This window comes from Lactobacillus sp. M0403 (genome assembly GCF_016101265.1).
Taxonomy (GTDB): domain Bacteria; phylum Bacillota; class Bacilli; order Lactobacillales; family Lactobacillaceae; genus Lactobacillus; species Lactobacillus apis.
Genome location: NZ_JACFQV010000004.1, coordinates 40,528 through 52,219, shown reverse-complemented (window position 1 = coordinate 52,219; position 11,692 = coordinate 40,528). Strand labels below are relative to the sequence as shown.

Genomic DNA, 11,692 nt, shown 5'->3' with positions numbered 1-11,692 from the left:
GTGATTTTATGCCTAAGAAAAAGAAGAGGACAACAAAAGCAAGTAAGAAGGCACAAAATACAGGAATAACTTGGGCTGTTGTCGGCCTTGTTCAAATAATTATTGTAATTTTAGCTTTTGCCAAATTTGGTATTTTAGGTAAACAAATTGCTAATGTTTTCCGTCTGTTTTTTGGCGATTCCTACCTATTAGTTGCTGGACTATGCGCAATTTTTGGCTTAGTGATGTTGATATACAACAAGCCGATGCACTTTAAGCTGAAAAGAACATGTGGATTGCTCTTGGCAATTTTGGGTTTTTTGATTATTCAAAGCAGCGTTTATTTTGAACGCGAATTAGTCAATAATGCGTTCATGAACGCTTTTTGGCATGAGATGTCGGCAGAATTTGGACGCGCAGCTATTACTGAATCAATTGGTGGTGGATTAATTGGTGCTATTTGCTATCAACTATTTTATCCGCTACTTGGACATATTGGTCTGCGTGTGTTTGCAATTCTGTTTATTCCAATTGGCATTTTGATGTTCTTTGATGTTAAGTTTGCTGATGTCATTAGGAAGTTTCAGGCTGTTAGCCAGTTGTTTATTGCCAAAAATAAAAAAGCTGGCTCAAAAATCAAAGAAAAATACAGTGAAATTCGTGAAGAGCAGATTCAAAAAAGAGAAGAAAAAGAGGACGATTTTCAAGACCCACTTTCTTCTGAATCACCAGTTTTTCCAAATGTTGATGATTTTACTGTAAAAGATGATACCGAAGATGAAAGTAATACTTCGTCCAATCAAGAAAGTGATTTTGCAGAAGAACTTCCAATTGAAGAACAGCCAGCTTATCAGGAGCCGCTTGAAGATGATAGCCAAGTTCAATATTCCAGTCATGATGACCAGCAAGAGCAGTCAGAAACTGAGTTACCTAAGTCTCATTCTTTTGCAGACGAAGACCAGAAATTGATGCAGGAGCTTGGATCAGTTGATCATGGTGAATTTGATGGTAAAGAAGTAGTTAACCCCGAATATCAAAAGCCACCATTGACATTACTCGATTCAGTTAAAAATATTGACCAAAGTGCTGACAAAGCTTTGATTAGGAAAAATACCCAGACCCTGCAATCTACCTTTAAGAGCTTTGGCGTCAATGTCAATATTAAGAAAGCAATTCTGGGACCTACGGTTACGCGATATGAAGTTCAACCAGCCGTCGGTGTTAAGGTAAGCAGGATAGTTAACTTAGCCGATGACCTTGCGCTGGCTCTTGCAGCAAAAGATATCAGAATTGAAGCACCGATTCCGGGAAAACCGTACATTGGAATTGAAGTCCCCAATCGTGCAACTTCGGTTGTGGCTTTTAAAGATGTGATGCAGAATCAGGATAGCAAGGCTAAAGTTGATCCAATGCAAGTTCCACTTGGTAAGGACGTCAGTGGTCAAATTATTTCTGCCAATTTGACGAAGATGCCGCATCTCCTGATTGCTGGTTCAACCGGTTCTGGTAAATCTGTTGCAGTGAATACGATATTAACGAGTATTTTAATGAAAGCTACCCCAGATCAAGTAAAATTGATTTTAATTGATCCGAAGATGGTTGAGCTTTCAGTCTATAATGGTGTACCCCACCTGTTAATTCCGGTAGTCACAGATCCAAAATTAGCTGCAAATGCCTTAAGTAAAGCAGTTAAAGAAATGGAGCGTCGGTATAAGCTATTTGCTGCAAGCGGTGCACGTAATATGGCCGAATTTAATGAAAAGGTAGAAATCAATAATCAGGATAAAAGCAAGCCTGTGATGCAACCTTTACCATACATCTTAGTTGTAGTTGATGAATTAAGTGACCTAATGATGGTTGGTGGACGCGACGTAGAAGGTGCAATTGTTCGTTTAGGACAAATGGCTCGTGCTGCCGGTATCCACATGATTTTAGCAACGCAACGACCAAGTGTTGACGTCATTACGGGACTAATCAAGGCTAACGTGCCTTCCAGAATCTCATTTGCGGTTTCAAGTGGAATTGACTCTCGGACTATTCTTGATCAAAACGGTGCAGAAAAGTTGTTGGGGCGTGGAGACATGCTGTACATGCCAGTGGGTGCTTCAAAGCCTGAGCGAATTCAAGGTGCCTATATTTCTTCTCATGAAGTTGAAAAAGTCATTTCATGGGTAAGTCAACAGCAAAAGCCAAAATATGATGAGGGTATGATTCCGAAAAAAACTGAAGAAACAGCTGATAATGTTGACGCTGAGCCAGAGGATGAATTATATGATCAAGCTGTTGATCTAGTAAGAAGACAACAATCAGCCAGTGTGTCAATGTTGCAACGGAGGTTTAGAATTGGCTACAATCGTGCAGCGCGCATCGTTGATGAAATGGAAGCTAAGGGTGTAGTCGGCCCTTCCGAAGGATCAAAGCCGCGTCAAGTATTAATACAACCTCAAAAAACTGAAAATAAGAGCTAATTTTTAAGAAAGTTTAGCATGTTGGTTTTTTGCCAAGTTTTGAGAAAAAATAATGTTAAAATTAATTCGAATGTGAACTTTAGTCGAAATTGTAGCATCTGAAAAGTAATTATTATATAATTGCAATGCTGTTTTTGGTGTTTTGTTCACTAAAACAAAAAAGGAAATGTTTTGATGCAGCGAGCGATAGTTTTTGGTGCAACTGGTGGTATTGGTCGGTCGATTTGTACCGATTTAGCTGAAGCCGGTTGGTCTTTATATATTCATTGTAGCAGTAATTGGACAGCTGCTTGTGAAATGAGTGAAAGCTTCATGAAGCAATATCCATCGCAGGACTTTCTACCACTCAAGTTCAGTTTTTTAGCAGAAAATAATGAGCTTGAAAAAATGGTGCAGAGCTTGTTGCCAATTAATGCAGTTATTTTTGCTCAGGGCATTACAGATTATCATCTTCTAAGTGACCAAAATTTGGATAAAGTCGATGAGGTAATGCAGGTCAATTTAGTTACACCAATTAAGTTGACTAGCTTACTTGAACCGCTCTTGCTAAAAAATGATTTTAGTCGAATTATTTTTATCGGTTCGGTTTATGGAGCTCAGGGCAGTGCAATGGAAACAGTTTATAGTGCAACCAAGGCTGGACTTAGTCGCTTTAGCCAGGCATATGCTAGAGAAGTTGCATCGGCTAACTTAACGGTTAATGTTATTGCTCCTGGTGCGGTTGACACAGCAATGAATAAAATGCTTTCTGTCGAAGAAATGGCAGAAGTAGTAGAAGAAATTCCGGCTGGACGATTAGCTATGGGCAACGACATTTCATTCTGGGTCAAAGCCTTACTTGATCCCAATTCAACTTATTTAACTGGACAAACGCTTTATGTTAGTGGTGGCTGGTTAACTTAGTTTATATAATGGTAAGAGAAATTAGTAGTATATATGTTATACTCAGTGTGTAAAGTTAAAAATTAAAAGGGGTAACTATGGCAGATATTGGAGACAAATTACGCAGTGCCAGAGAGGCAAAGGGACTTTCAATTGAAGATATTGAAAAAGCAACCAAAATTCAAGGCAGGTATCTGACGGCAATTGAGCAAGATGACTTTGATAAGCTTCCTGGTGACTTTTATGTACGTGCTTTTATCAGACAATATGCGCAAGTAGTCGGATTAGATGGCAAACAGCTTCTTAGTGAATACCACAATGACATTCCCCAAGCTGAGCCTGACGAATACGTTGAGGATTCAATCGATAACAAAAGCGAAGAAGTCAGCAAAACAACTAGCAATAAAAAGAAGATTTGGAAAGAGTATCTTCCAAGAATTATTGTTGGTGTAGGGATTATTTTGGCTGTGCTTGTTTGTTACATGGTTTATGCTCATTTTTCAGCTAGCGACAATCAACCTGATAATTCTGCTAACGATGTTTCTGTTTCATCAGATAACAGCAATACAACAAAGCCTAAGAAGCGCAAGCAAGTCAAAAAAGCTAATGTAAAAATTAAGCAGTTGAGTAATAATCAATATCAAGTAACTGGCTTAAAGGAAAACCGCAATTTAGTTGTACGTGCTGGTAATCAACAAACCAATGTTTCCGTTGTAATTGACGGCGTTAGCCAAGCCAATCAAGTACTAACTTCAAATCAGAAACGTACTTTAGCTATTCCTGAATCTGCTAAAACTATGGTAGTGACATTTACTAATCCATATGGTGCAACAATTAGGATTGGCGGTAAGAGAATGCACTTTGATCCGCGGATTACTGGTAGCACTTTGACTTTCTATATTGGTAAGCATAAGCAAGAGCAATCTCATACAACTGAGAATAATTCAACGCAAACTAATAATAATCAAACGACTACTCATTCAAATACCAATACTAATACAAATCAGCATAATCAAGGCCAAAATCAGTCAAATGGTACTACTAATAACCAGCAGAACGGTCAAACTGATAATGGTCAATCTGGTCATGAAACAAACCAGCAAACTAACAATGGACAAGGGACTGAAGCTAACCATTCTAACCAGTCCACAAATAACAGCAATGGTGGCCGGTAAAAGACTGCCAAGTAGTAGAAGGAAGTAATTTAGAATGAATTTACCTAATAAATTGACGGTTTTTAGAATTTTCTTAATACCGGTGTTTGTATTAATTATTATTTTCGGTGGGGATGCCAGTGTTAAAGTTGCTGGAGCAACTGTTTATTGGAAATTAGTAGTTGCTGCGATTGTTTTTGCAGTTGCATCGGCAACAGATTGGTTTGACGGACATATTGCCCGTTCCCGGAATCTAGTTACTAACTTTGGTAAGTTTGCTGATCCTTTAGCTGATAAGATGTTGACAATGACAGCATTCGTTATGTTGATTTCATTAAATTTAGCTCCAGCATGGGTCGTTGCAGTTATTGTTTGTCGGGAGTTAGCAGTAACTGGTTTACGTTTGATCTTAGCTGAAAACAAGGGTCAAGTAATGGCAGCTGCTATGCCAGGCAAAATTAAGACAACATGCCAAATGCTATCAATCATCTTCTTATTAATTGGTGATTTTTACCATATTGGAACAATTTTGCTATATCTAGCTTTAATTTTTACAATATACTCTGGTTGGGATTACTTCCGCAGTTCATGGGATGTTTTCAAAGGTTCTATGTAAAAACAAATTGAATAACTATAAAACACTAACTTAGTTAGTGTTTTTTGTTTGCCAAAAATTAATTGGTGAAGCCTAGTATAAAGCAACAAGATTGATAACAAGTAATAATACTGTTAAGATTAAATTATAATTAAAATGAAAAGGAGAGATTTTATGGTAGAAGAAATTCCAATGGTTGAATTCAAAGATGTGACGAAGATTTACTCCAAGTCGAAGCAACCAGCAGTGGAGCACATTAGCTTTAAAATAAATAAGGGTGAATTTTGCTGTTTAATCGGTACCTCCGGCTCAGGTAAAACGACGTTAATGAGAATGATTAACCGGATGAATAGCGTAACTAAAGGACAAGTCTTGGTTAACGGTAAGGATGTAAAGACGTTTAACTCAGTTAACTTACGCCGAAAGATTGGTTACGTAATTCAAAATAATGGCTTAATGCCCCATATGACAATTCGTGAAAATATCGTTTTGGTGCCCAAACTCTTAAAATGGCCAAAAGAAAAGCTCAATGAAGAGGCAGAGCGGTTAATCAAACTGGCTGAATTACCCGAATCTTATTTAGATCGTTATCCAGCTGAACTTTCTGGAGGACAACAGCAACGTATTGGTGTAGTGCGGGCTTTGGCTGCAAATCAAAATTTAATTTTAATGGATGAGCCTTTTGGCGCACTCGATCCCATAACGCGGGAGAGCCTACAAAACTTAGTGCAAAATTTACAAATGCAGTTAGGCAAAACGATTGTTTTTGTAACACATGATATGGATGAAGCATTAAAGCTTGCCACTAAGATTGTCGTTTTGCATGACGGCAAGTTAATTCAGGTAGGAAGTCCGGAAGAAATTTTGCATCATCCTGCAAACAAATTTGTTGAGAGCTTGATTGGTGAGGAACGACTTTCTGAAGCAAAATATGAAACTGTTAAGGTTAAAAATGTGATGACAGCACCCGTGAAAATTAATTTGGGTGCTTCTTTGAATGATGCATTAGCTATGATGAAAGAACGTCACGTTGATACTTTGCTTGTAATTGATGATGATAATCATTTGAAAGGCTACATTTCGATTGCTGACTTACAAAGAAAGTATCCTCATGTTAGTTCAGTTAGCGATATTATGTTGCCAATTAATGCTACCGTTGGGCCTGAAGAATATTTACGTGATAATTTCAGCAGAATTTTAAGCCGCAATGGTCAATATATTCCAGTCGTTGACGCAGAGAGAAAGCTAATTGGCGTAGTTACTCGAGCTAGTTTAGTTAATGTTGTCTATGAAAAAATTTGGGGAGAAAAGAAACCTGCAACAGAAGAGTTAGAAAAGAAGGCGAATTAGTATGTCTGCTTTCATTGCACAGCATGGTTCAGAGTTGCTTGAAAAAACTTGGCAACAAATTTATATTTCCGCAATTTCATTGTTTTTAGGAATCATAGTTGCGGTACCGATTAGCGTAATTTTGCTTAAATTTCCTAAGACTGCCAAAGTTGTAATTGCACTTGCGAGTATGTTGCAGACTATTCCAGCCCTAGCACTGCTCGCAATGATGATTCCTTTCTTTGGCGTAGGACGTGTACCAGCAATTATCGCTTTATTTCTTTATAGTTTAATGCCAATAATGCGAAACACATACGTTGGTTTGACTGATGTAAATCCAGACACGATAGACTCAGCTCGCGGGCTGGGAATGACGAAAATGCAATTAATTCTCAAGGTTGATATTCCCTTAGCAATGCCAGTAATTATGTCAGGCATTCGATTATCAGCTATTTATGTCATCGCTTGGGCTACTTTAGCTTCATATATCGGGGCAGGAGGATTAGGTGACTTTATCTTCAATGGCTTGAGTTTATATCAACCAGATTTAATTTTTGGTGGTACGATTCCAGTTATTATCTTGGCACTTTTGGCAGATTACTTATTAGGCCAGTTAGAGAAGAAACTTTCGCCAAAGGGAATATAAGGAGGCATGTCTAATGAAAAAGCAATTTAAAAATTTATTGTTGTTATTCATTTCAGTCTTACTTGTATTGACCAGCAGTGCTTGTGGCTTACCTGGTTTAGCGGATACTCAGGGACAAAATGACGATATTAGGATTACGGCTCTAACGACTACTGAATCACAAATTGTGGCTAACATTGTTGCTCAATTGATTGAACATGAAACGAATTATAAAACTTCGATTATCAATAATTTAGGTTCAGCGCCAATGCAACACCAAGCTCTTTATCGGCATGATGCTGACATTCAAGCTGCGGCCTATGATGGTGGTGAGTTGACCGCCAATTTACTATTACCAGCAATTAAGGATTCAAAAAAGGCAAATGAAACAGTTAGGCGAGAAGTAAAGAAAAGATGGGATCAAACTTATCTGCCAACTTATGGTTTTGCAAACAACTATGCCTTTATGGTGAGAGCAAAAGATCAGAAAAAATATCATCTATATAATATTTCTGATCTGAAAAAGGTGAAGGATAAGTTTTCTTTCGGAGTTGCATCCGAATGGGTCAATGCTCCTGGTGTTGGTTATCCTGCCTTTCAGACAGCGTATGGCATTACCTTTTCAAAAGCACACCCAATGAATATCGGATTAGTATATTCAGCTTTGAAGAGTGGAAAGATGGATGTCATTTTAGGCTATTCAACTGATGGCCGGATTGATAGCTATAAATTACACTTACTAAAAGATGATAAGCACTTTTTCCCACCATATAACTGCGGGATGTTGATTAATAACTATCTTTTACGTGAGCATCCAGATTTGAAGCCGCTTTTAAGTAGATTAGTAGGTAATATTAATGTCCATGAAATTAGGGCAATGAATTATCAAGTGGATGATAAATTACTTGAGCCTGCTACTGTCGCTCATCAATTCTTGGTCAAGCACAATTACTTTAGGGGGCAAAAATAATGTCAAAATTAGGTTTGTGGCAACAATTTATTTATTATTACCAGCACAATGGCAGTTACGTTTTGCAACAATTTAACCGTACGTTTTTAATCTCGATTTACGGTGTACTGTTTGCTGCTGTAGTTGGAATTCCCATTGGAATTTTTATTTCTAGAAATGCACACTTAGGTAACTTTGTTGTAGAAATTGCCAACTTTATTCAAACTATTCCGTCACTTGCATTGCTTTCAATAATTATGATTGCGATGGGACTAGGTGTAATGACAGTAATAGTGACGGTGACGCTCTATTCTTTATTGCCAATTATTAAAAATACATATACTGGAATGAAGAGTGTTGATAAAAATGTCATTGACTCAGGTAAAGGGATGGGTATGACTAAATGGCAGTTGCTCTATCTGGTGCGACTTCCGTTATCAATGTCAGTAATTATTGCCGGATTAAAAAATGCTCTCGTGATTGCAATTGGAATCACATCAATTGGTTCTTTTGTTGGTGCAGGAGGATTAGGCGATATAATTATCCGTGGTACCAATGCAACTAACGGTAGTGCAATTATTTTAGCAGGTGCATTGCCAACCGCGTTAATGGCAATTTTGGCAGATTTACTTCTGAACTTTTTACAAAAATGGTTGCAACCAAAAGGGCTAAGAAATTAAATTGCAAAAAATTATTGTTAGTTCTGGCGTACTTATTAGTAAGAAAGTAATTTTAAAACATTTGTTCGCTTTTTCTTGCAAATATACACTAAATCAAAGTATAATTAGTAAGTACTAAATTGAGGACTAGATACTAGAGGAGGAAAAAATTCTTGGCCAAAGATGAAAAGCAGGCTGCATTGGAAAATGCGCTGAAAAAAATCGAAAAGAATTTTGGTAAAGGTGCCGTTATGCGCATGGGCGACAAGGCGGATACCAAAATTTCAACCGTTCCATCCGGCTCGCTTGCATTAGATGCAGCTCTTGGGGTTGGCGGCTATCCGCGAGGCAGAATTGTTGAAATTTATGGACCTGAATCTTCAGGTAAAACTACGGTTGCTTTGCACGCTGTAGCTGAAGTGCAAAAGCGTGGCGGAACGGCTGCGTATATTGATGCGGAAAACGCAATGGATCCAGCATATGCGGAAGCTTTAGGTGTTGATGTTGACTCACTTATCCTATCCCAGCCAAATACTGGTGAAGAAGGTTTGCAAATTGCGGACACACTGATTACGAGTGGCGCGATTGATATTTTAATTGTTGACTCTGTAGCTGCCTTAGTACCTCAAGCAGAAATTGATGGTGAAATGGGTGACAGTCACGTTGGTTTGCAGGCTCGTTTGATGAGTCAGGCCTTACGTAAGCTGTCAGGAAACATTAATAAGACAAAAACGATTGCAATTTTTATTAATCAGATTCGTGAAAAAGTCGGTATTATGTTTGGTAATCCAGAAACTACTCCTGGTGGCCGTGCCCTTAAGTTCTATTCTACGATTAGACTAGAGATTAGAAGAGCAGAAAAAATCAAGCAAACTGGTGGCGAAATTACTGGTAACCGAGTAAAAATTAAAGTGGTTAAAAACAAGGTTGCACCGCCATTTAAAGTTGCTGAAGTTGATATGATGTACGGCAAGGGTATTTCACAAAGTGGTGAATTACTTGATATGGCCGCTGATAAAGATATTGTTGCTAAAGCGGGTTCTTGGTATTCATATAACGATGAAAGAATTGGTCAAGGGCGTGAAAATGCCAAGGCATATCTTGAAGACCATCCTGATATTTATGATGAAGTTCAACAGAAGGTAAGGCAGGCTTATGGAATTGATGAAGAGTCAATTGCTGAGCGTGAAGATCCTGAAAAAGTTAAAAGCAAAAAGGCTAAAGAAGCCGAGAATGCTGAAAAGGAGGTTTCCGAAAAAAAGGAAACCGACAACAAAAGTAACTAAAATTGAGGAGATTAACCTTGATCTATAATTTGGATCAAGGTTTTTTTCTACTTGTTTGACATCGTTCTCGCGGTTCATTATTATTAATTATGTGTAAATAATCTAAAAATAAAAAAGGCGATAGTAATCATGACAAATACAATATTGATTCCCGTCGCGGTTGCTATTATTTCAATTTTAGTTGGTACAGTCATTGGCTATGCTGTTCGAAAGAACATTTGGGAGAAAAAAGTCCAAAATGCGCAAAGTGATGCTGACCATATTTTAACCGAAGCAAAAGCACAAGTAGATGCCGCAAAAGCTGAAGTCAACGCACAAAAGCAGGCAGCAGATGCTATTAAGCAAAGTGCACAAAATACCAAAAAAGAGAAAATTCTTGAAGCTCAAGAACAGATTCAAGAATATCGACAAAAAGTTGAAGATGAGCTAAACACAAAGCGTGACGCAATTGCACGTGATGATAATCGCTTAAAACAACGAGAAGATACACTCAATCACAAGAATTCTTTGTTGATCGAAAAAGAGGATGGACTAACCGAGAAGGAAAACCAATTAGTAAAACAAAAAGCTGATTTAGATGAAAAAATTAAAGAAGCTGATGAGCTAGTACAGCAAAGCCAAGATAAGCTCTACGAAGTAGCTCATTTGGATAAAGAGCAGGGTAAAAAGATGGTTCTTAGTCAACTATCTGATGAGTTAGTTAAAGAACGTGCGGAAATGATTCAAAATAGTAATGAGGAAGTTAAGGCAAAGGCTGACCATTATGCTCATAAAATCATTATTGATGCCATTCAGAATAGCTCAGCTGATACTGTGGCCGAGACTACTGTCTCTGTTGTTGATTTACCTAATGAAGAAATGAAAGGACGAATTATTGGCCGAGAAGGTAGAAATATTCGTTCTTTTGAAGCCCTTACTGGTGTTGATTTAATTATTGATGATACTCCAAAAGTAGTTACACTAAGTGGTTTTGACGCAATTAGGCGTGAAATTGCAAAACGAGCAATGGAACGCTTAATTAAAGATGGACGGATTCATCCTGCTAGAATCGAAGAAATGGTTGATAAGGCTCGTAAAGAGGTCAACGACGATATTTATGAAGCAGGTGAAAGTGCCCTAATGGAATTAGGAATTCACAAAATGAATCCTGAATTGGTTAAAACATTAGGTCGACTCAAGTATCGGACATCATATGGACAAAATGTTTTAGGTCACTCGATTGAAGTGGCAAAATTAGCTGGCACAATGGCGGCTGAACTAGGTTTAAATGAAAAATTAGCGGTTCGCGCGGGATTATTACACGATATAGGAAAAGCCATCGATCATGATATTGAAGGCTCACACGTAGAAATAGGTGTGGAATTAACAAGAAAATATCATGAACCAGATGTAGTAGTTAATGCAATTGCTGCTCATCACGGGGATGTACCGAAGACTTCGTTTATTGCTGAACTAGTAGTAGCAGCAGACACGATTTCTTCTGCAAGACCAGGAGCAAGAAGTGAAAGTTTAGAAAACTATATTAGACGGTTAACTGAACTAGAACAAATTGCCAATCGGTATGACGGAGTTAAACAGGCTTATGCCATTCAAGCAGGACGTGAAGTTCGCGTAATGGTAGAGCCAGACAAGATCTCAGATGATCGCATCACTGTTTTAGCACGTGATATTCGAAACCAAGTTGAAAAAGAGCTTGATTACCCGGGTAATATTAAGATTACGGTCATTCGTGAAAAAAGGGTAGTTGCAGTTGCAAAATAAAAAGG

At 38.0% G+C, this 11,692-nt stretch carries 10 protein-coding genes; all 10 read left to right on the top strand.

Going from position 1 to position 11,692, the window contains the following annotated elements:
• Positions 1-8 precede the first annotated feature (8 nt).
• The 10 genes from H3T48_RS05900 (at position 9) to rny (ending at position 11,687) form a co-directional block, all read left to right on the top strand.
• Complete coding sequence (locus H3T48_RS05900; protein WP_198188866.1) at positions 9-2,447, top strand: DNA translocase FtsK; 2,439 nt, start codon at positions 9-11, stop codon at positions 2,445-2,447.
• Positions 2,448-2,621: 174 nt separating this feature from the next.
• On the top strand, positions 2,622-3,350 hold the full coding sequence (ymfI, locus tag H3T48_RS05895) for an elongation factor P 5-aminopentanone reductase (RefSeq protein WP_198188865.1): 729 nt from the start codon (positions 2,622-2,624) through the stop codon (positions 3,348-3,350).
• 77 nt (positions 3,351-3,427) lie between these two features.
• Positions 3,428-4,504: a RodZ family helix-turn-helix domain-containing protein gene (locus H3T48_RS05890; protein ID WP_198188864.1), complete on the top strand. Its 1,077-nt coding sequence runs from the start codon at positions 3,428-3,430 to the stop codon at positions 4,502-4,504.
• A gap of 34 nt (positions 4,505-4,538) precedes the next feature.
• Complete coding sequence (gene pgsA, locus H3T48_RS05885; RefSeq protein ID WP_187157738.1) at positions 4,539-5,099, top strand: CDP-diacylglycerol--glycerol-3-phosphate 3-phosphatidyltransferase; 561 nt, start codon at positions 4,539-4,541, stop codon at positions 5,097-5,099.
• A 153-nt stretch (positions 5,100-5,252) separates the two neighbouring features.
• Positions 5,253-6,428: an ABC transporter ATP-binding protein gene (locus H3T48_RS05880; protein ID WP_287857880.1), complete on the top strand. Its 1,176-nt coding sequence runs from the start codon at positions 5,253-5,255 to the stop codon at positions 6,426-6,428.
• A gap of 1 nt (position 6,429) precedes the next feature.
• Positions 6,430-7,053: an ABC transporter permease gene (locus H3T48_RS05875; RefSeq protein ID WP_109715293.1), complete on the top strand. Its 624-nt coding sequence runs from the start codon at positions 6,430-6,432 to the stop codon at positions 7,051-7,053.
• A 13-nt stretch (positions 7,054-7,066) separates the two neighbouring features.
• Positions 7,067-8,002 carry an osmoprotectant ABC transporter substrate-binding protein gene (locus H3T48_RS05870; RefSeq protein WP_187157743.1) on the top strand — a complete coding sequence of 312 codons (936 nt, stop codon included), beginning with the start codon at positions 7,067-7,069 and terminating at the stop codon, positions 8,000-8,002.
• Positions 8,002-8,661, top strand: coding sequence for an ABC transporter permease (locus tag H3T48_RS05865; RefSeq protein WP_046306465.1), 660 nt, complete (start codon positions 8,002-8,004; stop codon positions 8,659-8,661). The genes H3T48_RS05870 and H3T48_RS05865 overlap by 1 nt, the downstream gene beginning before the upstream one ends.
• A gap of 152 nt (positions 8,662-8,813) precedes the next feature.
• Entirely contained in the window at positions 8,814-9,926 is a 1,113-nt protein-coding gene (recA, locus tag H3T48_RS05860; protein ID WP_074425584.1) for a recombinase RecA, read from the top strand.
• A gap of 129 nt (positions 9,927-10,055) precedes the next feature.
• Entirely contained in the window at positions 10,056-11,687 is a 1,632-nt protein-coding gene (gene rny / locus H3T48_RS05855; protein WP_046306469.1) for a ribonuclease Y, read from the top strand.
• Positions 11,688-11,692: the final 5 nt, after the last annotated feature.

Bases quoted from the DNA above. Each gene is read 5' to 3' on its own strand.
- H3T48_RS05900 (WP_198188866.1), top strand. From the start codon at position 9: ATGCCTAAGAAAAAGAAGAGGACAACAAAAGCAAGTAAGAAGGCACAA.
- ymfI (WP_198188865.1), top strand. From the start codon at position 2,622: ATGCAGCGAGCGATAGTTTTTGGTGCAACTGGTGGTATTGGTCGGTCG.
- H3T48_RS05890 (WP_198188864.1), top strand. From the start codon at position 3,428: ATGGCAGATATTGGAGACAAATTACGCAGTGCCAGAGAGGCAAAGGGA.
- pgsA (WP_187157738.1), top strand. From the start codon at position 4,539: ATGAATTTACCTAATAAATTGACGGTTTTTAGAATTTTCTTAATACCG.
- H3T48_RS05880 (WP_287857880.1), top strand. From the start codon at position 5,253: ATGGTAGAAGAAATTCCAATGGTTGAATTCAAAGATGTGACGAAGATT.
- H3T48_RS05875 (WP_109715293.1), top strand. From the start codon at position 6,430: ATGTCTGCTTTCATTGCACAGCATGGTTCAGAGTTGCTTGAAAAAACT.
- H3T48_RS05870 (WP_187157743.1), top strand. From the start codon at position 7,067: ATGAAAAAGCAATTTAAAAATTTATTGTTGTTATTCATTTCAGTCTTA.
- H3T48_RS05865 (WP_046306465.1), top strand. From the start codon at position 8,002: ATGTCAAAATTAGGTTTGTGGCAACAATTTATTTATTATTACCAGCAC.
- rny (WP_046306469.1), top strand. From the start codon at position 10,056: ATGACAAATACAATATTGATTCCCGTCGCGGTTGCTATTATTTCAATT.